The organism is Kribbella sp. NPDC056951, from assembly GCF_042674205.1.
Taxonomy (GTDB): Bacteria; Actinomycetota; Actinomycetes; order Propionibacteriales; family Kribbellaceae; genus Kribbella; species Kribbella yunnanensis.
Genome location: NZ_JBHUQZ010000006.1, coordinates 120,825 through 142,729 on the forward strand (window position 1 = coordinate 120,825; position 21,905 = coordinate 142,729).

Genomic DNA, 21,905 nt, shown 5'->3' on the forward strand with positions numbered 1-21,905 from the left:
ATGGGTACCGGGAGGGCCAGGTATGGCACTCTGGCCTGGACCACACGGGACCGCAGCCGCGCCACTGCCCCCGTCCGAAGTAGGGAACGAAATGGAGATCGATCACGGGGTGACGCCGCGTCGCGGCCGGCCACGCGACCCGGACGCAGAGCCGAGGATCCGCCGGTACGCCGTCCAGCTGCTGCTGGAACGCGGATTCGACGGAATGACGGTGGACGATGTCGCGGAGGCCGCGGGAGTCGGCAAAGCGACGATCTACCGGCGGTGGGCGAGCAAAGAGGAGCTCGCGAACGATGCCATGGCCGGTCTGTTCGACATCGAGATCCCGGACGCCGACACCGGCTCGCTGGCCGGCGATCTGCGCGAGGTCTACGGGAACGCCCTGAGCTTCGTGAACAGCCCGGCCGGAGTCGCGCTGATGCGGCTGGGCATCAGTGAGGCGAACCGCGACGAGCGGTCCGCGGCCATCTACCGATCGTTGATCGATCGCCGCATCGAGCTCACAAAGGCTGCCCTGCAACGCGCCTGGGCCCGCGGTGAGCCGGTACGCCGCTCGGCGGACCCGGTGATGATGGTGCAGTGGCTGTCCGGTCTGTTCGTGCTCAGGATCCTGCTGAACGAGCCGATGCCGGCGATCGAGGACGCCGACCATCTGGTCGAGATCACCTTGCGGGTGATCCAGGAGGAGTCAGCCTGAGACGGGCAACCAGCCGTAGGCGAACGCGGCCAGGACGGCCAGCGCGATTCCCAACGCCAGCAGCACTCCGACGACCGTCGTACGGCGTCGGCGGCGTTTGAGGATCACGCCGGCCGTCCAGGCCCGGTCCGCCAGATCGAGCTCCGGCAGTTCGTCGGACACCTGGCTGAGTAGCGGACCGACGTCCTCACGCCTCATCATCTGGTCTCTCCCGCCGTGAGTGCTCTACGGAACCGTTCGAACGCGGACAGTCCCTGCGCGTGCACTGCGGTGTGCGACATGGTCAGTACGTCGGCCACTTCGAACTCGGTGAGCTCTTCCAGGTGCAGGAGCACGAGGATCGTGCGCTGGGTGGGTGTGAGGTCCGCGAGGGCTCGTTCGACCGGGTCCTCACTGTCGGGAAACGGCCGCACCCGGCTCCACCGCGTGAGGGCCGGCTGGTAGAGCAACCGCTGGACGAAGACGTCCGGGTCGTCCACCTTGGGCCAGGTCAGTGACAGCCGGGTGAATGCGTGCAACAGAGCGTGCTCTGCCCGCTCCAGCTCGCCGTACACAAGGTACGCAGTGCGTAGCCATCTACCCTGTCGCGCATCAACGTACGAAGCGAACTCCGGGTCGACCGTATCGAGCATCCACCCCTCCTGAGGCCATTCAACCTCTCAACTACCGCGCGCGGCGAGAGCCAATCGCGTCTCTTCTGCGATCAGATCCCCATTGATCGCCGCACCGGCCCGCAACCCCGCACCGGCCGCGTGCAGGACCTGTCCCATCGGGTCCGTCACGTTGCCGGCCGCAAACACCCCAGGCACTGCAGTCTCCCCCTTGGCGTCGACTTCAATCGCATCTCCGTAGACCGACCCGGCCATCTCCAGTACGGCGGTTTTCAGGCCGAGGTCGATCAGGAAGCCGGCACGGGAGCGCAGGACCGTCTGCACGGTCAGTGCGTCGCGAGGGATGACCTTGCCACCCTCCAGCCGCACACCGGTGAGCTTTCCGTCCACCACCTCGACCTGCTCGACTCTGCCTTGTACAACAGCGATCTGGCGGGCCGCGAGCTCCTCCCACTGCTCATCGGTCAGCTCGATGCTGTCGTGCAGGAACAGCGTGATGTCGTCACTCAACTGCCGGAACATCTGCGCCTGGTGCACAGCCTGCGGACTGGTCGCCAGCACACCGATCGCCTGGTCCTGCACCTCCCAGCCGTGGCAGTACGGACAGTGCAGCACGTCCTTACCCCACTGCTCAGCCAGACCAGGCACATCAGGCAGTACGTCGGTCAGTCCGCTCGTAACCAGGATCCGCCGCCCCTGGTACGTCGTACCGTCTGCCAGCTCGACCGTGAACCCGTCACCACGCCGGACCGCCGTGACGGTGCCGGTGGCGAACTGACCGCCGTACCCGGCGACCTCCTCGCGGCCGATGGCGTAGATCTCGCTGGGCGGTGTGCCATCCCTGGTCAGGTAGTTGTGCACATGGCCGGCCGGGGCGTTCCGGGGCTGGCCGTCGTCGATCACCAGCACCGACCGGCGCGACCGCGCCAGTGCGAGTGCCCCACTCAGCCCGGCCGCACCGCCGCCGATCACGATCACGTCGTACTCAGTCGTCTTCATACCGCAAAGATCCGCGATGACATTCGTTTTCGACAACATTGTTTGCCATAGTGGCAAGATGGAAGATTTCGAGGATGTGCTGGATGCGGTCGGGCCAAGGCTGCGATCGCTGCGGGCCGAGAAGGGCACGACACTGGCGCAGTTGTCGGAGTCGACCGGGATCTCGGTGAGCACGCTGTCCCGGCTGGAGTCCGGTCAACGCAAACCGACGCTGGAACTGTTGTTGCCGTTGGCACGCGCTCATCAGGTGCAGCTGGACGAACTCGTCGACGCACCGACAACCGGCGACCCACGGATCCACGCCAAGCCGATCGTGCGGCACGGCGCGACCTACATCCCACTCAGCAAACGGCCGGGCGGGCTGCAGGCGTTCAAGCAGATCGTGCCGGTGGGCTGGCCGGGTGGTGAGGTCATTCAGAAGACCCACGAGGGCTATGACTGGGTCTATGTGCTGTCCGGGCGGCTCCGGATCGTGCTCGGCGACAAGGACTTCGTCCTCACCGAGGGAGAGGTGGCCGAGTTCGACACGAGAGTGCCGCACTGGTTCGCGAACGCCGGGACCACACCGGCCGAGATGCTGTGTCTGTACGGACCGCAGGGGGAACGGATGCACGTCAGGGCGCGCACCCGCTAATCTTCGGCCGTCGGTCCGGACTGTGGAGGAGCTGGTAGTGAGCGTCGCGTTGTTCACCTTGGGCGGCACCATTGCGATGGTCGGCGACGGCCGACTGACCGGAGCGGAGCTGACAGCCGCCGTACCGGGTCTGGCCGAGCTGGGCCACGCGGTGGAGATCCAGGACGTCGAAAAGGTCTCCAGTGCCAACCTCACGATGGCAAAGATGCTCGAGGTCGTCGACGCTGCTTCAAAGGCTGTCGCCGCCGGTGCCACCGGTGTCGTGGTCACGCAAGGCACCGACTCGCTCGAGGAGACGGCGTTCCTGGTCGACCAGGTGTGGCCGCACCCGCAGCCCTTCGTGCTGACCGGTGCGATGCGCAACCCGACCCTGGCCGGGCCGGACGGGCCCGCCAACATCGTGGCCGCGTGCCGCGTCGCCTGCTCCCCCGCCGCCCGCGACCTCGGCGCCCTGGTCGTGTTCAAGGAGGAGATCCACGCCGCCCGCTGGGTACGCAAGACACACAGCACCAGTACGGCGACCTTCGTGTCGCCCAACGTCGGCCCGATCGGTCACGTGGTCGAGGACCAGGTCCGCATCCTCGCCCGGCCCGTTCGCCTGGACGGTGTCCAGGGCAGCGCCGAACCGGCCGACCTGGATGCCAACCAGGTAGCGCTCTACACGATGACGATGGACGACGACGGGCTGCTGCTGAAGGGCTTGGCCGAGACCCATCGTGGTCTGGTGGTGGCCGGCTTCGGTGTGGGACACGTCCCGGAGACACTCGCTCCGGTGCTCGGTGAGCTTGCGGCGGCGATGCCCGTCGTACTGACGTCGCGGACCGGTGCCGGCTCGATCGTGCGGAACACGTACACGTCGGCGGGCTCGGAGATCGACCTGCTGCAGCGCGGGCTGATCGACGGTGGCTTCCTCGACCCCTACAAAGCGCGGGTGCTGCTCCGGTTGCTGCTGGCAACCGATGACGACATCACTGCGGCCTTCGCTCAGTACCAGTGAGGGCGTCCGCCTTCATCGTCAGATAGTCGCGCTCGGGCAGGCTCGTCGTACGGCGAGCTGCCGCCCGGAAGTACTCGACCGCTGTCTCGTGGTCGCCGCGCATCTCATGCAGGTGCCCGCGGGTCGCATCGAGACGGTGGTTGTCCTTCAGCTCGTCGTCGATCGCCTCCAGCAGCTTCAGGCCGGCGTCAGGTCCGTCGACCATGGCCGCAGCGATCGCACGGTTGAGCTTCACTATCGGGTTGCCGGACAGGTCCTCCAGCAGTCCGTAGAGCGCGTAGATCTGCGGCCAGTCGGTGTCCTCGGCGCGCTCTGCCTCGTCATGCAGGGCAGCGATCGCGGCCTGCAGCTGGTACTCACCTAGCGGTGGCGCATGGAAGGCTTCGACGGCCAGTGCGACACCTTCGGTGATGTAGTCCGCGTTCCACAGCGTGCGGTCCTGCTCGGCGAGTGGGATGAGCTCTCCGGCACTACCGGTGCGTGCTGCGCGTCGGGCGTCGGTCAGCAGCATCAACGCCAGCAGACCAGTGACCTGCCCGTCCTTGAGCTGTGCGTGCACTGCGCGGGTCAGCCGGATCGCCTCACTGGACAGGTCATTGCGCTGCAGCTCTGCGCCGCTACTGCTCGCATAGCCCTCGTTGAACATCAGGTAGAGCACATGAAGCACGTTGCGCAGCCGGTCCGCATCGGCGGTGAGCTCGAAAGTCGCACCCTTGAGCCGGCTCTTCGCCCGACTGATCCGCTGCGCCATCGTTGCCTCAGGCACCAAATACGCGGTGGCGATCTCGGCGGTGGTAAGCCCGCCGACCGCCCGCAGCGTGAGCGCGATCGCCGAGGCCGGGGTGAGCGACGGGTGGCAGCACAGGAACAGCAGCCGGAGCGTGTCGTCCTGCTCCTCAACCTCCTCCGGCGGCAGCTCGCGCAACGCGGCGCGTTCCTCGCGGCGCCGCCGGGCCTGAGCCTGCCGGACCTCATCGATGAACCGCCGAGAGGCAGCCTGAATCAGCCAGGCCTTCGGATTGTCCGGCTGCCCGTCCCGCGGCCACGTGGTCGCCGCCGACAGCAGAGCCTCCTGTACGGCGTCCTCGGCCGCCGCGAAGTCGCCGCAGCGCCGAACGACCACGCCGAGGACCTGCGGCGTCAGCTCACGCAGCAGGTCCTCGAGCGCGTGGTCAGATGTCCCAGAAGTCTGCATCCGACTCCATCAGTCGACGCACCTCGATCGGCTGCTCGATCGGCACGCCACCAGGCCCAGGCGCGCTGGACTGCTCGGCGGCGATCTCCAGCGCCCGCTCCTCCGACTCAACGTCGATCAACGTGTACCCGGCCAGGATCTCCTTGGCCTCGGCATACGGCCCGTCCGTCACCACCGGCGCCGTGACACTCGCCGCCCGAACCACCTTCGCGTGCTTCGGCCAGGTGAGCCCCTGTACGTCGACCAGTTCACCGTTCTCGCGGAGCCGGCCCAAGGTCGCGTTCAAGTGGTCCAGGTGAGCCTGCCGGTCCGCCTCGCTCCACTCGTGCATGGTCGTCGTCGACGTGCCGCCGTCATGGTTCATCAGCAGCAGAAACTTGGTCATCTCAGGTCCTCCTCGGTGAGCATTTACCCAAAGGACGAAGCCGGCACCGGGCCCTCGACATGCTATGCACTCACGAGGGTCGACCCTAGCTCCACACGAGCCGGTACGACGTTGTGCACGGCTCAACCACGTGCACCCCTCGGAAGGTGGTTGATGCGTGCTCAAGGTGAGCTGGCCGGTTGACCTTGAGCACGGTTCGACCGTTTCGGTGGGTGTCGGGTGGCTGGTGGGTGCTCAAGGTGACAGCCCGCCCTGCGGGCTCACCCCCACGCGGCGTCACCCCGCACCACAGCACACCGCGCTTCATTCTGCTTGCGCGCAGGTGCGGGCGTCGGTCAGTCCAGGAGGGCGTCTACGAACTGTTCGGGGTCGAAGGGGGCCAGGTCGTCGGCGCCTTCGCCGAGGCCGACCAGTTTGACCGGTACGCCGAGTTCGCGCTGCACGGCGATGACGATGCCGCCCTTCGCCGTACCGTCGAGTTTGGTCAGCACCAGGCCGGTGACGTTGATGACCTCGCTGAAGACGCGCGCCTGGGTGAGCCCGTTCTGGCCGGTGGTGGCGTCGATGACGAGGAGCACCTCGTCGACCTCGGCGGACTTCTCGATGACTCGCTTCACCTTGCCGAGCTCGTCCATCAGGCCGGCCTTGGTGTGCAGCCGCCCGGCGGTGTCGATCAGGACGACGTCGGCCTCCTCGGCGATGCCTTCCTTGACCGCGTCGAACGCGATGCTGGCCGGGTCACCGCCCTCCGGGCCGCGCACGGTCCGGGCACCTACCCGCTCGCCCCAGGTTTGCAGCTGGTCGACTGCCGCGGCGCGGAACGTGTCCGCCGCGCCCAGGAGGACGTGCTTCTCCTCGGCGACGAGCACCCGGGCCAGGCGGCCGACGGTCGTGGTCTTGCCGGTGCCGTTGACGCCGACGACCAGGACAACCGCGGGCTGCGACTCCTTGCGGGTCACGGCGAGCGAACGGTCCATCGACGGGTTCACCAGCGCGATCAGCTCCTCGCGGAGGATCTCCCGCGCCTGGGCCGGTCCGACTCCCTCGACGCGCATCCGGGTCCGGAGCTTCTCCACCAGCTCCTGGGTCGGCGCCACGCCGACGTCGGCGGTGATGAGGGTGGTCTCGATGTCCTCCCACGCCTCTTCGTCGAGCTTGTCCCGCGACAGCAGCGCGAGCAGACCCTTGCCGAGCGAACCCTGCGAGCGCGCCAGCCGGGCCCGCAGCCGAACCAGCCGCCCCTGCGCAGACTCAGGCTTTTCGAGCACCTGTGGCTCGGGCAGCTCGGTGTCCTCGAGCGTCCGGGTCGGGGTGTCCCGCGGTGTCTCGGCATCCTCACCGACCGTCGGCTCGGCCGTCTCGAGCGGGGCCGGGCGGTCCGCCGGGGGCAGCGCGGAGCGGCGACGCCGGGTCACGACGAGTCCGGTCGCGCCGCCCAGTACGACCACCGCGACGACGATGATCGCGATCAGGACCTGGTCAGTCAGCAAGGTGACAAGCTCTGGGGTCAACACGGTTCCCCATCTTGGCAGACACCCGGCCCGCCTCCCGCATCCATCAGATCAGCCGTCACGGGAGGTGTACTGCCTGTCGCCGTGCGTGAGCGGGGGCCAGGTCGGGGCGGTGGGTCAGTAGGACGACCGTCCGTCTGCCTGCGGCTTGGAACAGGTCGGCGAGGAGCGCGCGGCCGGTCTCCTCGTCGAGGTGCTCGGTGGGCTCGTCCAGCACCAGTACGTCGCGGTCCGCGAGCAGCAACCGCGCGAACGCGAGCCGCTGTCGCTCGCCACCGGACAGCCGAGCCCCGTGCTCGCCGACCATCGTGTCCAGCCCGTCCGGCAGTCCTTCGACGAACACTCCGAGCCGGGCAAGGTACAACGCCCGCCACAACCGCAGGTCGCTGGCCCCAGGGTGAGCGAGCAGCAGGTTCTCCCGGATGGTCGTGTCGAACACATGACTCTCCTGGGTCAGCAGCCCGACCACCGACCGCACCTGATCACCTTCGAGGCTCGCCAGATCCACACCGTCCAGGAGCACCTCTCCATCGCGCGGCTCCAGGAACCGCAGCAGGACTGCCGCCAGCGTGCTCTTCCCCGATCCGCTCGCCCCGGTGATCACCACCCGGCTCCCGGCCGGCATGTTCAGGCTCAGCCCATCCAGTACGTCGTCGTCGCCGTACCCGACCCGGAGATGCTTCACCTCCAGGTCACGCCCGCGCGGCAGCTCCACGGCGGTGGCCGGCTCACGCACTGGCTCGGGGGCGTCGACTAGCTCCTGCACCCGACCGAGGGCGGCTCGCACCCGGATGGCGAGCTGCGCCGCAGCCGGGATCCCGCCGAGGACATCGGCCAGGGCGAGCGGAGTGAGGACGAGCACGGCGAACACCGCGCCGGTGATGTTCGCCGTGCTGCCCAGAACCAGACCGGCAATGCTCGCGCCGCCCACACACAGCACGAGGAGCGCACCGCCGAGCCCAGCACTCCAGGCCGAACGGCGCTCCGCCGCAGCCAGCCTGGCGTCACTGGCACTGAAGTCCGCCAGTACGTCGTCGACCGCGTTGAACGCGACAATGTCGCCCGCAGTCAGCAGTGTCTCGGTGGCGGATGCGGCCACATCGCCCCGCTCCCCCGCCAGCCGCCGCTCCGCACGCGCCGCCGTCCGTGCGGTCAACCACGGTACGACGGTGCACGCGATCAACACAGCCACTGCGACCGCGGCACCGGCAGTCGGCAGCAGCAACGCCAACAGAGCCACGGTCGCGAGTGCCGTCACCATCGCGACGGCAACCGGCAACAGCACCCGCAGCCACAGGTCAAGCACCGCATCCACGTCGAGCACCAGCCGCGCCAACAGATCACCTTGTCGACGACCGCTCAACCCACCAGGCGCGATCCGCTCCAGCCGTCCGGTGATCCGCGCCCGGGTCTCCCCCAACACCCGGTACGCCGCATCGTGGCCGGCCAGCCGTTCGACGTACCGGAAGACGCCCCGCCCGACCCCGAAGGCGCGCACAGCCACGATCGGCACCAGCAGGATCAGCACCGGCGGCTGAGCGGCAGCCGTGGTGATCAACCAAGCCGACGTAGCCAGCAACGCCACCGCAGACCCCGCAGCCGCAACCCCCGCCACGAGAGCAAGCACCAACCGCCACCACACTCCCCGCTGCGGCCGCACCAACGCCCAAGTCCCCCTCGTCACACGATGGGGGGATTGGGGGGTGGGAGATCGCATCCACTGCCCAGCCTCCTGTGGGCTCGGCGGGAGGTGGCTCGCGGGTTGTTGTTGGCGGCTCATGCTGGCACCAGTTCCTGGTTTCCGACGACGACTGTGCGGTCGGCGGCTGCGATCAGGGCGGGACGGTGGGCTATTAGGAGGACTGTGCGGCCGGTGGCTCGAAGGGTGGCGATGACGGTGGCTTCGGTATCGGCGTCGAGGCCGGCGGTGGGCTCGTCCAGGAGGAGGACCGGGGCTTCGGTGATGAGGGCTCGGGCGAGGGCTACTCGGCGTTGCTGGCCGCCGGAGAGGAGTTGGCCGCGTTCGCCTACTGGTTTGTCCAAGTCCAAGTCGGCGCCGGCCGCCAGAAGGGCCAGGCGGACGGCGTCATCCGTGGCGGTGGGGTTGCCGAGGCGGACGTTGTCGGCGACCGTCCCCATCCGCAGTCCCGGCCGCTGGGGCACCCAGGCGAACTGACGGCGCCACACAGTCGGATCGAATTCGTCCGCCGCACTCCCACCGACGACAACCACTCCCCGCTCCGGTACGACGAAGCCAAGGAGCACTGCGAGCACCGTCGACTTCCCAGCCCCACTAGCCCCGCTGAGCGCGACCACCTCCCCCGGCCGCACCTCCAGGTCGAAACCTTCGAGCGCGGGCTCCGACCGCCCGGGATACCGCACCGACACGTCGAACAACTGCAAAGTGTGAGACCGCAGGTCCGGTACGTCGGTCCGCTCACCTCGCTCGGGCAGTGGCGTCTCCAGCACCCGGAACACCTCCTCGCCGGCCGCGACTCCGTCCGCGCTGGCGTGGAAGTGCATGCCGACCTGACGCAACGGCAGGTAGGCCTCGGGCGCGAGGATCAGCACCATCAGCGCGGTCTGCAGGCCGAGGTGCCCTTCGATCAGCCGGAGCCCGACCCCGACCGCCACCAGCGCCACCGAGATGCTGGCCAGCAACTCCAGCGCGAACGACGACAGGAACGCCACGCGCAAGCTGCTCATCGACGCAACCCGGTGCCGGTCGGTGACCCGGCGTACGGCGTCCTCCTGTGCCTTCGCCCGACCGAACAGCTTCAGCGTCGGCAGACCGGTCACAACATCGGTGAAGTGGTGTGCGAGCACCCCCAGCGCCCGCTGCCGCCGTCGGCTGTGGGCCTGCGTCGCCCAGCCGATCAACGCCATGAAGATCGGAATCAACGGCAGCGTGACCACCACCGTCCCAGCCGCGATCAGATCGCCGGTCGCCATCCACCCGACTACCCCGGCCGGAACTGTTGCCGCGAGCACCAATTGCGGCAGATACCGGGCAAAGTACGGATCGAGATCGTCGAGTCCCTTGGTCAGCAGTGTGGTCAGCGCACTGCTGCGCTCACCACTCAGCCACACCGGGCCGAGCTTCAGCGCATGCTCCAGCACCTGCCGACGCAGTGTGGACTTCACCGCGGCCGCAGCGCGCTGCGCCACCACCTCCTGCAGCCACAGCAGCGCCGCACGCCCAGCCACCACCGCAGCCAGCGCCCAGGCCACCCCTGTCACATCCGCACCGTGCAGCACCGCTCCCGCAATCCCCTTCGCCAGCAGGACGGCCTGGACGATGATCAGCACCCCACTGGCGATGCCGATCAGCACCGACGCCACCAGGAAGGTCCGGGCGGCCTTCGCTCGGCGGAGCAACCGTGGGTCGAGGGGCTTCATGCCACCACGACCCGCTTGCGGAAGACCCAGTAAGTCCAGCCCTGGTAGAGCAGCACGAGCGGCGTGAAGATCGCCGCGATGATCGTCAGGATCTTCAGCGTGTACGCCGTCGATGCCGCCTCGACCGCGGTCAGCGTCGACTGGGGATCCAGGGTGGACGGGATCACCACCGGGAACAACGCCGCGAACAACGACACCACGGTCAGGCCGGTAGCGACCGCCGTACCGGTGAAGGCCCAGCCCTCGCGGCCGAATCGGTTGGCCACCAAACCGCCGACGAAGGTCAGTGCGGCCGCAGCCGCCACGATCGCCGAGCCGGTGTCACCGCGGAGCGCCTGTGCCCACCAGAGGAAGGCGACTGCCAGCAACGCGGTCAGCACGCCGAGCCGCGCCGCCAGCCGGTTCGCCCGCTCCCGCAGTACGCCGTCGGTCCGCAGCGCCAGGAAGATCGCGCCGTGGGTCGCGAAGACCGCCACGAACGTCACTCCGCCAAGCAGCGCGAACGGTCCGAACAGATCGCCGAGGCTGCCGACGAACTCATGTGAGCCGTCCAGCGGTACTCCGCGGACCACGTTGGCGAAGATGATTCCCCAGAGCAGTGCAGGCGCCACCGAGCCGATGGTGATCAGCGTGTCCATTCGGCCGCGCCACTCCAGGTCGGCCCGTTTCCCGCGGTACTCCAGTGCGACGCCACGCAGGATCAGCGCGACCAGGATCGCGAACAGCGGCAGGTAGAACCCGCTGAACAGCGTCGCGTACCAGTCCGGGAAGGCCGCGAACGTGGCCGCGCCGGCCATCACCAGCCACACCTCGTTACCGTCCCAGACCGGGCCGATCGTGGTGATCGCCGCCCGTCGCTCGGGTTCGTCGCGGCCGATCACCCGCAGCAGCGCGCCGACCCCGAAGTCGAAACCCTCCAGCACGAAGTAGCCGGTCCACAGCCCCGCGATCACGAGGAACCAGACAGTCGTGAGCTCCATCAGTCAGCCCTTCAGTACGCGAACGACAGTGGTTTGTCGGCGGCTTCGGAATCGTCGTCCGGTGCGGAACCCGGTGCTGGGGTGTCTGTCCCAGCCAGGCCGGCCCGGATGGTGCGGAGCATCAGCTTCACCTCGGCCACCGCGAGCACGCCGTACAGGACCGTGAAGCCGGCCAATGAGGTGATCACCTCGGCGGCTGTAGTGCCCGGTGAGACGCCCGATGCGGTGGGCAGCAGCCCGAACACCAGCCACGGTTGACGTCCGGTCTCGGTGAAGATCCAGCCGAAGCAGTTCGCCACGAGGGGCATCAGGGGTAGTGGTGCAACCGTCCAGATCAGCCACTTGGCCGGCGCCCGGCCTTTCCTGGTTGCCCAGAGCAACCACAGCGCGATCGCCCCGGACGCCAGCCCGACGCCGATCATCAACCGGAAGGTCCAGTAGGCGAGCGGGATGTTGGGACTGTAGGAGCCCGGGCCGTAGAGCTTCTCGTAGGCCTCCTGCAGCGAGTTGATGCCCTTCACCTCGCCGTCGAAGTGACCGGTGCCGAGGAAGGACAGCAGGTACGGCACCTTGACCGAGAAGATCTCCTTCGAACCGTCCAGCGTGCCGATCGTGAACAGCGACAGCGAGGCCGGCTTCTCGGTCTCGTAGAGCGCCTCGGCGGCGGCCATCTTCATCGGCTGCACCTCGGTCATCACCTTGCCTTGCTGGTCACCGCTGATCGCGACCCCGGCGCTGGCCGCGAGCACGATCACCGCACCGATCTTCAGCGCCGTCCGGAACACGTCGCGGTCCACGTCGGGCCGCCGGAGCAGGTGCCACAGCGCGACCGCGGCGACGAACGCACCGCCGACCATGAAGGCAGCGAAGATCGTGTGTGGGTAGGTGACGAGCACGACCTTGTTGGTGAGCACCGCCCCCAGGTCGGTCAGCTCGGCCCGGCCGCGCTCGGCGTTGTAGCGGAAGCCGACCGGGTTCTGCATCCAGGAGTTGGCGGCCAGGATGAAGTACGCCGACATCTGCGTGCCCAGCACCACCATCCAGATGCAGCCGAGGTGGACCAGCTTCGGCAGCCGGTCCCAACCGAACATCCACAACCCGATGAAGGTCGACTCGACAAAGAACGCGAGCAACCCCTCCAACGCCAGTGGCGCGCCGAACACGTCACCGACGAAGCGGGAGTAGTCGCTCCAGTTCATCCCGAACTGGAACTCCTGGACGAGGCCGGTGACCACGCCCATCGCGATGTTGATCAGGAACAGCTTCCCGTAGAACTTGGTCAGCCGTAGGTACTTCTCCTTGCCGGTCCGGTACCACGCGGTCTGCAGACCGGCGGTGATCGCGACCAGCGAGATCGTCACCGGCACGAAGAAGAAGTGGTACACGGTGGTGACGGCGAACTGCCACCGGGCCAGATCCAAGGTGTCCACGAGACCCCTCCAGGACGCATCTACGACGTGACGTAGTAGATGGTAGCGCGGATCTACTACAACGCGTAGTTATACTGGTCACGTGACCAGTGAGGAGAAGGCCCCGCGACCGCTCGGCGATCTCGAGCGCGTCGTCATGGAGCAGCTGTGGGCGGCGCCGGACGCGCTCACCGTGCGCGCGGTCTACGAGCAGGTCTCCACCACCCGCGACCTGGCCTACACGACCGTGATGACCGTGCTCGACCGGCTGGCGAAGAAGAAGCTGACGGAGCGCGAGCGCGACGGCAAAGCCTGGCGGTACCGGGCTGCCGCCCCCCGCGAGGAGATGGCCGCCGACCTGATGCGCGACGCGCTCGACCGCGCGGGTGACCGCCGCGAGGCCCTGGTCCGGTTCGTCGACCAGGTGAGTGACGAAGAGGCCGAGCTGCTCCGAGAGGCGCTGGCCAGGCTGGAGGAGCGGGAGGGGTGATCACCCCGGTCCTGCTCGCCGTACTGGCCCTGGCGCTCACCGGACCGGCGCCGGCCCTGCTGGCACGTTCCGCCTGGCCGTACCGGGTCCCCCGCGCCGCGGTCGCACTATGGCAGGCGATCGCACTCGCCGCCGTGCTGGCCGCACTCGGTGCCGGTATTGCGCTCTCCTACTCGACAGCCGGTCAGCCGGGTGAGCCACGCTTCAACCCGTCGTCGCCCCGCGATCTCTTGGCCGCAGCGATCCTCGCGATGACCGCACTGGTTGTACTGCGTCTTCTGTGGGCGACTGGGAAGGTGGCTGTCGGCACTCGGGCCCGACGCCGCCGGCATCGCGACCTGGTCGACGTACTGGCCACTCCAGACGGTCTGATCCCCGGACTGCGCGTTCTGGCTGAAGAGACTCCGCTCGCCTACTGTCTACCCGCGATCAGCGGCCACCGCGTGGTTGTCTCCGTCGGTGCGCTCGACCGGCTCGACGGCACCGAGCTCAAAGCAGTCCTCGCCCACGAGCAAGCTCACCTGCGTGCGCGGCACGACCTTGTCCTGGAGGCGTTCACCGCACTCCACGCGGCCTTCCCGCGCTGGGTGCGCAGCGAGGTCGCGCTCGAACAGGCCCGCACGCTAGTGGAACTGCTCGCCGACGACGATGCCCGCCGTCGCAACGGACCGCGCCCGCTGGCCCGGGCGCTGGTCGCACTGGCCGGCTCCCCCGCCCCTGAGGCCGGTCTCGCCGCTGCAAAATCCTCCACTGTCCTGCGAGTCCAACGACTGGCCGACCCCGAGCCGGGGAACACTGCACTTGCCGTCGGCACCTATACCGTCGCCGCCCTGTTGCTGGTCGTGCCGACCATCACCGTCGCGGCCCCTATCGTGCAGGCGATCGTCAACGCCGTCAGCTGAGGAGCCCCCTATGGACAGCACCGCCCCCGACCAGGCCGTCCGCGACCTCACCGATGCCAAGGACCGCTGGGCCGAGCTGCCCATCGCCGGCCGGATCGGCTATCTCGATCGGATCCGGTCCCTGCTCGCGGAGCGTTCGGACCGCTGGGTCGCTCTGGCAGCAGAAGCCAAGGGGCTGCGCGAAGACTCGCCGCTGCTCGGCGAAGAGTGGCTGGCGGGCCCGTACGGCGTACTGACCTGGCTGGCTGCCATCACGGAGACGCTGCAGGCGATCGACGCCGGCACGGATCCGCTGCGCGGGTCTGTCGTAAGTGAGCGCGCCGACGGCCAGACGGTGGTGCGCGTCGCACCGCACGACTTCAACGAGTGGCTGCTCCTCAACGGCTTCAGCTCCGAGGTGTGGATGCAGCCCGGCGTCACAGCTGCGAACGTCCGCGACCACCTCGGTTCCGCCTATCGCGGCCCGCGGGCCGCCGGCAAGGTCGCGCTGGTGCTCGGTGCTGGGAACGTCTCCTCGATCGCACCGCTCGATGTGCTCTACAAGCTGTACGCCGACAACGAGGTCGTGATCTGCAAGCTGAATCCGGTCAACGACTACCTCGGCCCACTGTTCGAGGAGATCTTCGCCCCACTGATCGCGGACGGCTTCCTCCGCTTCGTGAACGGCGGCGCGGACGTCGGCGAGTACCTTTGCACCCACCCCGGCGTCGACAGCATCCACGTGACCGGCAGCGAGCGCACCCATGACGCGATCGTGTACGGCGTCGGTCCGGAGGCCGCGTCCCGTCGGGAGCGCGACGAACGCATCAACCCGAAGCCGGTCACCTCGGAGCTCGGCGGGGTCGGCCCGACGATCATCGTGCCCGGCCCCTGGTCGAAGGCCGACATCGCCTTCCAGGCTGAGCACATCGCCACCCAGAAGCTGCAGAACAGCGGCTTCAACTGCATCGCCGCGCAGGTCCTGGTGCTGCCCGAGGGGTGGGAGCACACCGAGGCGCTGACCGCCGCCGTACGGGACGCTCTCGCCCGGGCTGAGCAGCGGCCGGCCTACTACCCCGGTGCCGACGATCGGCGGCAGGGTGTGACCGACGCCTACCCACAGGCGGAGACGCTGGCCGGCAGCCGCACCCTGGTGACCGGGATCGACGCCACGGACCCGAAGGCCTACGCGTTCACGACCGAGTTCTTCGCACCGGCGCTGGCCACGACCTCGCTGCCCGCCGGATCAGCCGCCGACTTCCTGGACCAGGCGGTGACCTTCGCGAACGAGCAGCTCCACGGCACGCTTGGCGCCAACCTCCTGATCCACCCGAAGACGATCCGCGAGCTCGGTCCGAAGCTCGACGACGCGGTGGCCGCGCTGCGCTACGGCACGGTCGGGATCAACGCCTGGACCGCGGTCGGCTACAGCAGCCCGCGCGCGACCTGGGGCGCATTCCCCGGTCACACGCCGGACGACGTACAGAGTGGGATCGGTGTGGTGCACAACGCGCTGCTCTTCGACCGGCCGCAGAAGACCGTCGTCCGGGGGCCGTTCACGCCGTTCCCCCGCTCGATCAGCGCGGGCAAGTCGTCGATGTCACCGCGCCCGCCGTGGTTCGTCACCAACAAGACCTCGCTGGTCACCTCCAGGCGGCTCGCCCGGTTCGCGGCGGACGGGAAGCTACGGCACCTCCCCGGCATCCTGCTCTCAGCGATGCGCGGCTGATCCCGTCGGTCGGTAGCGCAGCAGAACCCCGCGCTCGCCCGAAGGACGCGCCTCGATCAGCTCAAGGCCCAGCGTCGAGCCGTCGGCGGGGAACACACTGCGCCCCGCGCCGAGCAGGATCGGGCAGACGCGCAGCTCGATCTCATCGACGAGGCCGGCGGCCAGCAATGAGTGGAACAGCGAGATGCTGCCCCACAGCACGATGTCCTGGCCGTCCTCGGCCTTCAGCGCGCGGACAGCATCCAAGTCACGGACCACCGTCGCCGGCTCGTGTGCACCCCACGGAGTCTCCGCAAGGGTCGTCGAAACGACTACCTTGCGAAGCGCATTGAGTAACGGCGCAATCGGATGCTCGGCACTCGGCCAGTCACCCACGAACAACCGGTACGTCTCCGCACCGAGCAGCATGGTGTCGACCCGCTCGATCGTCGCCCGAACCTCGGCCTCGTGCTCGCCGAACGTGCCGAAGAACGAAGCCTTGCCGTCGGCGTCGGTGGCGTAGCCGTCGAGAGTGACGTACTCCTGGAAGATGAGCTGTCTCATCCGGGGAGGTTAGCCGAAGTGTTTGCCTTCGCCGCGGGCGACAGCGAGCAGGACCAGTCCGGCCAGCACGAGTAGAACAACCATGGTTACAACGAACGTCAGCACTTCTCTCCCCGATTTCCCCACACGATCCCCAGCATCTATCGGGTGGACGTGTTCACCCGCGCAAAAGTTCCCCATACGCCTTGGTGATCTCGGCCACCGACCACTGCAGGGTGTTCGGAGTGATCACCAGCTCGAGCCACGACCAGCCCGGTACGGCGGCCGGCTGCCAGCCAGCGCAGATCGACTCCCGGGTCCGCTCCATGCGGTCGACCGCGGCGGCGTCCATCGCCGCGGCGTCCCGTGGTGCGTACACCTGGAACGAGTTGGTGTGCGGCGGATCGGGCACCACGCGATAGCCCTCGCCCTGCAGAGCCATGGCCACCTCGACCGCACGCTCATACAGCTCGCCCATCAGCGGGAGCGCAGTGCGCAGACCCTCGCGCGCAGCAACGGCGTACGGGAGCATCGTGTACAGGTTGCCGCCGAGTCGGCGCTGCCAGCGTCGGGCCTCGGCGATCAGGTCCTCGGGCCCGGCCAGGACCGCACCGGCCAATCCGCCAAGCCCCTTGTAGAACGACACGTACACCGAGGTCGCCAGCGCGGAGATCTCCGCCAGGCTGTGCCCCAGGTACGGCGTGCTCTCCCACAGGCGGGCGCCATCCAGATGCAGCGGTACGCCGCGGTCCGCGCAGGCGGCCGCGAATACCACCAGCTCGTCCCAGGTGGGCAGCAGGAATCCCGGGTCGCGCAGCGGCAGCTCCAGCGTCACCGCGGCGAGCTTGCCTGGAATCGCCGCCAGCTCGTCCGGCCGCGGCTGCCGTGGGTCGGAGGTGAGCCGCTCGATCCGAAGCTGGTGCACCTCCTCCAGCGCGTTCAGCTCGTGAACCAGGAGGTGCGACTGCCCGTGGACGGCGACCCGCTTGGTCCCCGCACGGTCGGCGTACACGCGCAGGATGCTCTGCTGCGCCATGATGCCGGACGGCATGAACACCGCGGCCGGTTTGCCGAGGAGGTCGGCGACCTCCTGTTCCACGGCCTCGATGTCACCACCGTGGCCGTAGCTGTCGTACTTCTCCTCAGTAGCCGCCTCGGCCAGGCGCCGCAACCGCTCCGGCGCCGGCACGAAGGCATGTGACAACCAGCGGTCACAGTTCTCGCTGGCGGACTTACGACGGTCTCGGAGGTCGTCTGCGGAGGTAGCCACGAGTCCATCCTCTCGTGCGCCGCAAGAAGATTTTCAGACCGTCGTCGTGACCACGTGCTCGCCCTGCACGGTCTTGATCTCCACCGACTTCACCTGGTCCGGCGGCACCAGCACTCCACCACCGAAGCGGCTGCCGTCGCGCGCAGCTTTCTCCGAGATCAGCCAGCTGCCCGCAGTCCACGTCTTCCCGGCCTTGTCGGTCACGAGCATCACGCACTCGGCACCAGGCTTCAGACCGGTGATCTTGACCTGGATCCAGGCCCAGCCTTCCCGGGGCTCCACTGTGGTCGCCATCGTCGTCCCCGTCGCCGCATCCGTCGCCGTGACCTGTCTGGAGCCCGGAACGGGCGCATCGGCCTGGTCGACGGTCTGACGACCGATCAGCACGCCGCCGCCCAGCACACCCGCCACCAGGACCACTGCGGCCGCGACGAGCAGCCATGGCTTCCACTGGTTCTTCTGACGGACAGGCTTGGCGGTCTCGCGCACCTCGCGCAGCGTGCGCTGCAACAGCAGGTCACCGTCCTCGGGCGGCCCGTCCAGGAATGCCTCCGGCGGCACCTCGCCGAGGAACTCCTTCATCTCCTCGAGCTCGGCCAGCTCGGCCTGACACTCGGCACAGGTGGCCAGGTGCTCATCCACCTCACGCCGCTCGGCGGCGTCCAGCGCATCCAACGCGTAGGCACCCAGTTGTGAGTGGTCATGCTCAGTCATCGGGCCACCTCCCCGTTGTGTCCGGCCATCACCGCGCGCAGAGCTCGGAGGGCGTAGTACGTTCTTGATTTCACGGTACCCGGCGGCACCCCGAGTTCTTTGGCCGCCTCTGCCACCGAGCGGTCCCGGTAGTACAGCTCGACCAGCACCTCGCGGTGCTCGGGTGACACCTGATCCAGGGCACCCAGCACCACCATGGTGTTCACCACCGATTCGGAATGATCCCGCTCGACCGGAGGCTGGTCGACCACGTCCGCCACCTCGACAGGTCGCGCGGCTCGCGCTCTGGCCCGGTCGGTGACGATGTTGCGCGCCACCGTCAGCAGCCAGCCCCGCACCGAGCCTTTGGACTGGTCCAGGTCGTCCGCGTGCTTCCACGCCCGGACCAGCGTCTCCTGTACGACGTCCTCGGCCGCGGCCCGGTCGCCGGTCAGGCGGGTCGCGTACGCCAGCACGCTACGACCGTGCTCGGCGTACAGGTTGCGGACGAACGTCTCGCCCGCATCCGGACCCTGGTAGGCACTCACCGACGGAACGATAGCGGGTGCCCAGGCCGGGAAGAACTCGACCGGGGTGGTGGGGCGGGGAAGGTATATCAATAGCCGGCGTTGCCATCGTTCGAGGGCTGGGTCGTGATCTTCTTACCGTCCGGGCCGACCACCCACCAGATGCCACCAACAGCCTGTCCCTTGGTGTCGCCGGCCTTGGCGTCACCCGCGAACAGGTAGATCGGCAGTCCGCCGACCGCCAGCTGCTTGCTGCCGTCGGACCGGGTGATCGTCGTCACCTCGACCCCGTCGAGTTTCGGGGTGCTGTCGCCGGCCGCCACCGCCGGCCACTTCGCCAGGCACTCCCCCTCACAGTTGGACTTGCCGGCCGTGTCCTTGTCGAACACGTACACGGTCCGTCCGTTGCCATCGACAAGGATCTTGCCGAGTCCGCTGTCCGCGGTCTTCAACTGCGCTGCGGACTGCGACGTACTGGTGCTGGGGTTGCTCCCCGCACCCGTGTCGTCACCACAAGCAGTCAGCGCACCGAGCCCCAGCACGATCGCTCCCACCACACCGGCCACACGCTTCATCAGGTCCTCCTCGGAATGTCCGTTGAACACCTGCCATACGTGCCGATCCGGCTAGTGGTTCAATCGCGTTATGAGCCAAGAGATTCCGGCCGCGGTCCAGCGTGCGCTCACCGCGATCGACCAGCAGGACAACGACGCGTTCGTGGCAGCCTTCGCCGCCGACGGGTACGTCGACGACTGGGGCCGCCAGTTCCGCGGCCACGACGGTATCCGGTCCTGGAGTGACAACGAGCTGATCGGCAAGCGGGCGACGTTCACCGATACCCGCGTGTCCACACCGGGCAATCCGATCACCCTGGTGACTCAGGTGGGCGGTGACGGGTTCAACGGCCCGTCCCACTTCACCTTCGACATCCAGGGCGATCAGCTTGCCTCGATGACCATCACGGCCTGAGCAGTACCTTCCCGGTGCGGTCCGGCTGCCGCGAGTGCTGCACTGCCTTGGCGAACTCCGCCACGGGGTAGGTCGCCGCGACCCGCGCCCGCAGTACGCCGTCCACGGTCAGCCGGGCCAGTTCGCCGTACGTCTGCTCGATCTCACTCGCAGGTGTCTGTTCAAGCCAGTTAGGGATCCACAGGCCGCGCAGCTGCAGCTGCTGATAGATGTGGTCGCCCAAACCGACAGCTGGCGCTTGGCCGGTCACTGAGGAGTAGCTGACCACAGTGCCGCCAAAAGCGGCCCAATGCGCCAGGGCGCCGACTGTTGAGTCCCCGGCGCCGTCGAGCACCAGCTCGAACCGGTCCGTCCCCAGTGCGGATCGGATGCGCTCGCTGAGGTCGTCACCGTCGACCAGGACCACGTCGGACTCCAGTCCCTCCGCGGCTTCCGGTCGCCGTACGACGCTGAGGACCTTGAGCCCGGCGTGTTTCGCCAGCGCGGTCACGTACTGCCCGACCGCAGAGTTGCCCAGGTTCTGGCCAATCCAGTCGCCCGGCTTCAGATCGACGAACTTGGTCAGCGCGAGGTGAGCCGTCAACGGGTTGGTGCCCACCATCGCCAGCTGCAACGGATCACCGCCGTCCGGGATCGGTACGACGTTCGTCGCCTTCACCACGACCTGGTCGGCCCACGTGCCCTGCTCGTAGTTCGGCAGGATCAGCACGCGCCGTCCGTGCAGGGCCGGGTCGACGGCGCTGCCCACCTCGGTCACCCGCCCGATGCCTTCGGTGCCGAGGTCGAACGGCACCTTGGGCAGGTAGCCGTAGTTGCCAGAGGCAAGCATCGTGTCGACCGGGTTGATGGTGGCCGCCTCGATCGCGACCAGCACGTCGCCCGGCCCGACCGGGTCGGCGGCGGATTCGAGGACGGAGCTGTCGAGCAGCTCGCCCAGTGTCTTCAGGACTACCTTCATCGTGCTGCTCCTGTCGTGAGAACCATCCGGAATCGGGCCGCGCCGGACATCATCCGGGCGTAGGCCTCCGCGGCCTGCTCGAGCGGGACCCGCTCGACCATCGGCCGCACGTCATGCGCGAGGGCGAACGCGAGGTTTGCCTCGTTCTCGCTCGGGGTGCCGGTGAGCGACCCCTCGATCGACCGGCCGCCGAAGATCAGCGCGCCGGTGCCGACCTCGATCGGGTCGGCGGCCGCGCCGAGCACGATCAACTTGCCGCGCAGCCCGAGCCCCTCGACCAGCGGTGACATCGAGGCGCCACTGGCTGCGGTCGCGACGATCACCTGCGCACCACCGAGCTCCTGCAGCGCCTTGCCCGGGTCGACTGCCGAGCTGTCGATGTAGTCGGTCGCGCCGAGCTTGAGCGCCAGTTCGCGCTTGTCCACACCGCGGGCGATCGCGACCACGCGCAGGCCGAGCTTGGCGGCGTACTGGATGGCGAGGTGTCCGAGCCCGCCGATGCCCTGCACCGCGACGAGACCACCCGGGCCGGCCGCGCCCTTGCGCAGGCCGTTGAACACCGTGATGCCCGCGCACAGCAGAGGCGCCGCCTCCGCCGCATCCCACTCATCCGGTACGGCGACCAGTCCGCTCGCCGGCGCGGTCAGGTACTCGGCGTACCCGCCGTCGATGGTGTCGCCGGTGACCGGTTGATCGGTGCAGAACACGAAGTCGCCGCGGCGGCAGCTCGCGCAGACACCGCAGTGTCCGGCGAGGAAGCCGACACCCACGCGTTGGCCGACGGTCCAGTTCGCGACGCCGGTGCCGACCGCGTCGATCCACCCAACCACCTCGTGGCCCGGGACGACCGGCGTACCGGCTGAACGGCTGCCGTTCAGGTTGTGCACGCCCAGGACGTCGCTGTGACAGACCCCGCAGGCCTCGACCCGGATCCGCACCTGGCCGGCGAAGGGCGCGGACAGCTCGCGCTCGACCTGTTGGAAGGCTCCGTCGAGAGCCTCGATCGCGCGATAGGTAGCCATGATTCTCCTCTAAGACGGTCGGTCATC

The 21,905-nt window shown here is 68.3% G+C and carries 24 protein-coding genes; 7 read left to right on the top strand and 17 right to left on the bottom strand.

All coding sequences use genetic code 11. The features are described 5' to 3' along the window. The first annotated feature begins 91 nt into the window (after positions 1 to 91). A complete protein-coding gene (locus ACFTSF_RS23840) occupies positions 92 to 697 on the top strand; it encodes a TetR/AcrR family transcriptional regulator (protein WP_344155497.1) in 606 nt (201 codons plus the stop codon). Here ACFTSF_RS23840 and ACFTSF_RS23845 read toward each other — a convergent pair. Genes ACFTSF_RS23845 through ACFTSF_RS23855 form a run of 3 tightly spaced genes read right to left on the bottom strand, consistent with a single transcriptional unit; the run spans position 689 to position 2,307 of the window. Further along, positions 689 to 898: a hypothetical protein gene (locus ACFTSF_RS23845; RefSeq protein ID WP_380155855.1), complete on the bottom strand. Its 210-nt coding sequence runs from the start codon at positions 896 to 898 to the stop codon at positions 689 to 691. The two genes, ACFTSF_RS23840 and ACFTSF_RS23845, sit on opposite strands and share 9 nt — an antisense overlap. Continuing rightward, on the bottom strand, positions 895 to 1,329 hold the full coding sequence (locus ACFTSF_RS23850; RefSeq protein WP_380155856.1) for an RNA polymerase subunit sigma-24: 435 nt from the start codon (positions 1,327 to 1,329) through the stop codon (positions 895 to 897). The genes ACFTSF_RS23845 and ACFTSF_RS23850 overlap by 4 nt, the downstream gene beginning before the upstream one ends. 27 nt (positions 1,330 to 1,356) lie before the next feature. Next, entirely contained in the window at positions 1,357 to 2,307 is a 951-nt protein-coding gene (locus ACFTSF_RS23855) for an NAD(P)/FAD-dependent oxidoreductase (protein ID WP_380155857.1), read from the bottom strand. A gap of 58 nt (positions 2,308 to 2,365) precedes the next feature. Here ACFTSF_RS23855 and ACFTSF_RS23860 point away from each other — a divergent pair, with 58 nt between their 5' ends. Then, complete coding sequence (locus tag ACFTSF_RS23860) at positions 2,366 to 2,941, top strand: helix-turn-helix domain-containing protein (RefSeq protein ID WP_380155858.1); 576 nt, start codon at positions 2,366 to 2,368, stop codon at positions 2,939 to 2,941. Between the two features lie 37 nt (positions 2,942 to 2,978). Next, the gene (locus ACFTSF_RS23865; protein WP_380155859.1) at positions 2,979 to 3,938 is read left to right on the top strand and encodes an asparaginase; all 960 of its coding nucleotides are present in this window, start codon (positions 2,979 to 2,981) and stop codon (positions 3,936 to 3,938) included. Here ACFTSF_RS23865 and ACFTSF_RS23870 read toward each other — a convergent pair. The 7 genes from ACFTSF_RS23870 to ACFTSF_RS23900 form a co-directional block, all read right to left on the bottom strand. Beyond that, positions 3,910 to 5,133: a sigma-70 family RNA polymerase sigma factor gene (locus ACFTSF_RS23870; protein ID WP_344155481.1), complete on the bottom strand. Its 1,224-nt coding sequence runs from the start codon at positions 5,131 to 5,133 to the stop codon at positions 3,910 to 3,912. The two genes, ACFTSF_RS23865 and ACFTSF_RS23870, sit on opposite strands and share 29 nt — an antisense overlap. Beyond that, positions 5,111 to 5,518 carry a YciI family protein gene (locus tag ACFTSF_RS23875; protein WP_380155860.1) on the bottom strand — a complete coding sequence of 136 codons (408 nt, stop codon included), beginning with the start codon at positions 5,516 to 5,518 and terminating at the stop codon, positions 5,111 to 5,113. Before ACFTSF_RS23875 ends, ACFTSF_RS23870 begins: the two co-directional genes overlap by 23 nt. A gap of 335 nt (positions 5,519 to 5,853) precedes the next feature. Further along, positions 5,854 to 7,032 carry a signal recognition particle-docking protein FtsY gene (gene ftsY / locus ACFTSF_RS23880; RefSeq protein ID WP_380155861.1) on the bottom strand — a complete coding sequence of 393 codons (1,179 nt, stop codon included), beginning with the start codon at positions 7,030 to 7,032 and terminating at the stop codon, positions 5,854 to 5,856. A 55-nt stretch (positions 7,033 to 7,087) separates the two neighbouring features. Beyond that, a complete protein-coding gene (gene cydC, locus ACFTSF_RS23885; protein WP_380155862.1) occupies positions 7,088 to 8,656 on the bottom strand; it encodes a thiol reductant ABC exporter subunit CydC in 1,569 nt (522 codons plus the stop codon). 149 nt (positions 8,657 to 8,805) lie between these two features. After that, on the bottom strand, positions 8,806 to 10,428 hold the full coding sequence (cydD, locus tag ACFTSF_RS23890) for a thiol reductant ABC exporter subunit CydD (protein ID WP_380155863.1): 1,623 nt from the start codon (positions 10,426 to 10,428) through the stop codon (positions 8,806 to 8,808). Continuing rightward, positions 10,425 to 11,408, bottom strand: a complete 984-nt coding sequence (cydB, locus tag ACFTSF_RS23895; protein ID WP_380155864.1) for a cytochrome d ubiquinol oxidase subunit II — start codon at positions 11,406 to 11,408, stop codon at positions 10,425 to 10,427. Before cydB ends, cydD begins: the two co-directional genes overlap by 4 nt. A gap of 11 nt (positions 11,409 to 11,419) precedes the next feature. Next, complete coding sequence (locus tag ACFTSF_RS23900; protein ID WP_380155865.1) at positions 11,420 to 12,838, bottom strand: cytochrome ubiquinol oxidase subunit I; 1,419 nt, start codon at positions 12,836 to 12,838, stop codon at positions 11,420 to 11,422. 82 nt (positions 12,839 to 12,920) lie between these two features. Here ACFTSF_RS23900 and ACFTSF_RS23905 point away from each other — a divergent pair, with 82 nt between their 5' ends. The 3 genes from ACFTSF_RS23905 to ACFTSF_RS23915 are packed head-to-tail and all read left to right on the top strand — an operon-like array spanning position 12,921 to position 15,917. Then, positions 12,921 to 13,307 (top strand): BlaI/MecI/CopY family transcriptional regulator, encoded by a 387-nt coding sequence (locus ACFTSF_RS23905; protein WP_344155462.1) that lies wholly within the window; start codon positions 12,921 to 12,923, stop codon positions 13,305 to 13,307. Further along, on the top strand, positions 13,304 to 14,209 hold the full coding sequence (locus tag ACFTSF_RS23910) for a M56 family metallopeptidase (RefSeq protein WP_344155459.1): 906 nt from the start codon (positions 13,304 to 13,306) through the stop codon (positions 14,207 to 14,209). Before ACFTSF_RS23905 ends, ACFTSF_RS23910 begins: the two co-directional genes overlap by 4 nt. 10 nt (positions 14,210 to 14,219) lie before the next feature. After that, a complete protein-coding gene (locus ACFTSF_RS23915) occupies positions 14,220 to 15,917 on the top strand; it encodes an aldehyde dehydrogenase family protein (protein ID WP_380155866.1) in 1,698 nt (565 codons plus the stop codon). On the opposite strand, the gene ACFTSF_RS23920 is transcribed toward ACFTSF_RS23915, so the two are convergent. From ACFTSF_RS23920 to ACFTSF_RS23940, 5 genes are all read right to left on the bottom strand, one after another. Next, complete coding sequence (locus ACFTSF_RS23920; RefSeq protein WP_380155867.1) at positions 15,900 to 16,460, bottom strand: dihydrofolate reductase family protein; 561 nt, start codon at positions 16,458 to 16,460, stop codon at positions 15,900 to 15,902. The genes ACFTSF_RS23915 and ACFTSF_RS23920 overlap by 18 nt on opposite strands. A 157-nt stretch (positions 16,461 to 16,617) precedes the next feature. Next, on the bottom strand, positions 16,618 to 17,709 hold the full coding sequence (locus ACFTSF_RS23925) for a threonine aldolase family protein (protein ID WP_380155868.1): 1,092 nt from the start codon (positions 17,707 to 17,709) through the stop codon (positions 16,618 to 16,620). A 33-nt stretch (positions 17,710 to 17,742) separates the two neighbouring features. Continuing rightward, the gene (locus ACFTSF_RS23930; RefSeq protein WP_380155869.1) at positions 17,743 to 18,423 is read right to left on the bottom strand and encodes an anti-sigma factor family protein; all 681 of its coding nucleotides are present in this window, start codon (positions 18,421 to 18,423) and stop codon (positions 17,743 to 17,745) included. Further along, complete coding sequence (locus ACFTSF_RS23935) at positions 18,420 to 18,950, bottom strand: sigma-70 family RNA polymerase sigma factor (protein ID WP_344155447.1); 531 nt, start codon at positions 18,948 to 18,950, stop codon at positions 18,420 to 18,422. Before ACFTSF_RS23935 ends, ACFTSF_RS23930 begins: the two co-directional genes overlap by 4 nt. Before the next feature lie 68 nt (positions 18,951 to 19,018). Beyond that, a complete protein-coding gene (locus ACFTSF_RS23940) occupies positions 19,019 to 19,504 on the bottom strand; it encodes a hypothetical protein (protein WP_380155870.1) in 486 nt (161 codons plus the stop codon). A 70-nt stretch (positions 19,505 to 19,574) separates the two neighbouring features. Here ACFTSF_RS23940 and ACFTSF_RS23945 point away from each other — a divergent pair, with 70 nt between their 5' ends. Beyond that, positions 19,575 to 19,898: a nuclear transport factor 2 family protein gene (locus tag ACFTSF_RS23945; RefSeq protein ID WP_380155871.1), complete on the top strand. Its 324-nt coding sequence runs from the start codon at positions 19,575 to 19,577 to the stop codon at positions 19,896 to 19,898. On the opposite strand, the gene ACFTSF_RS23950 is transcribed toward ACFTSF_RS23945, so the two are convergent. Beyond that, a complete protein-coding gene (locus tag ACFTSF_RS23950) occupies positions 19,888 to 20,856 on the bottom strand; it encodes a zinc-dependent alcohol dehydrogenase family protein (protein WP_380155872.1) in 969 nt (322 codons plus the stop codon). The genes ACFTSF_RS23945 and ACFTSF_RS23950 overlap by 11 nt on opposite strands. Further along, positions 20,853 to 21,878: an alcohol dehydrogenase gene (locus ACFTSF_RS23955; protein ID WP_380155873.1), complete on the bottom strand. Its 1,026-nt coding sequence runs from the start codon at positions 21,876 to 21,878 to the stop codon at positions 20,853 to 20,855. Before ACFTSF_RS23955 ends, ACFTSF_RS23950 begins: the two co-directional genes overlap by 4 nt. Positions 21,879 to 21,905 lie beyond the last annotated feature (27 nt).

Bases quoted from the DNA above. Each gene is read 5' to 3' on its own strand.
- ACFTSF_RS23840 (WP_344155497.1), top strand. From the start codon at position 92: ATGGAGATCGATCACGGGGTGACGCCGCGTCGCGGCCGGCCACGCGAC.
- cydB (WP_380155864.1), bottom strand. From the start codon at position 11,408: ATGGAGCTCACGACTGTCTGGTTCCTCGTGATCGCGGGGCTGTGGACC.
- ACFTSF_RS23870 (WP_344155481.1), bottom strand. From the start codon at position 5,133: ATGCAGACTTCTGGGACATCTGACCACGCGCTCGAGGACCTGCTGCGT.
- ACFTSF_RS23850 (WP_380155856.1), bottom strand. From the start codon at position 1,329: ATGCTCGATACGGTCGACCCGGAGTTCGCTTCGTACGTTGATGCGCGA.
- cydD (WP_380155863.1), bottom strand. From the start codon at position 10,428: ATGAAGCCCCTCGACCCACGGTTGCTCCGCCGAGCGAAGGCCGCCCGG.
- ACFTSF_RS23920 (WP_380155867.1), bottom strand. From the start codon at position 16,460: ATGAGACAGCTCATCTTCCAGGAGTACGTCACTCTCGACGGCTACGCC.
- ACFTSF_RS23915 (WP_380155866.1), top strand. From the start codon at position 14,220: ATGGACAGCACCGCCCCCGACCAGGCCGTCCGCGACCTCACCGATGCC.
- ACFTSF_RS23930 (WP_380155869.1), bottom strand. From the start codon at position 18,423: ATGACTGAGCATGACCACTCACAACTGGGTGCCTACGCGTTGGATGCG.
- ACFTSF_RS23940 (WP_380155870.1), bottom strand. From the start codon at position 19,504: ATGAAGCGTGTGGCCGGTGTGGTGGGAGCGATCGTGCTGGGGCTCGGT.
- ACFTSF_RS23855 (WP_380155857.1), bottom strand. From the start codon at position 2,307: ATGAAGACGACTGAGTACGACGTGATCGTGATCGGCGGCGGTGCGGCC.
- ACFTSF_RS23955 (WP_380155873.1), bottom strand. From the start codon at position 21,878: ATGGCTACCTATCGCGCGATCGAGGCTCTCGACGGAGCCTTCCAACAG.
- ACFTSF_RS23950 (WP_380155872.1), bottom strand. From the start codon at position 20,856: ATGAAGGTAGTCCTGAAGACACTGGGCGAGCTGCTCGACAGCTCCGTC.
- ACFTSF_RS23845 (WP_380155855.1), bottom strand. From the start codon at position 898: ATGATGAGGCGTGAGGACGTCGGTCCGCTACTCAGCCAGGTGTCCGAC.
- ACFTSF_RS23945 (WP_380155871.1), top strand. From the start codon at position 19,575: ATGAGCCAAGAGATTCCGGCCGCGGTCCAGCGTGCGCTCACCGCGATC.
- ACFTSF_RS23860 (WP_380155858.1), top strand. From the start codon at position 2,366: ATGGAAGATTTCGAGGATGTGCTGGATGCGGTCGGGCCAAGGCTGCGA.
- ACFTSF_RS23875 (WP_380155860.1), bottom strand. From the start codon at position 5,518: ATGACCAAGTTTCTGCTGCTGATGAACCATGACGGCGGCACGTCGACG.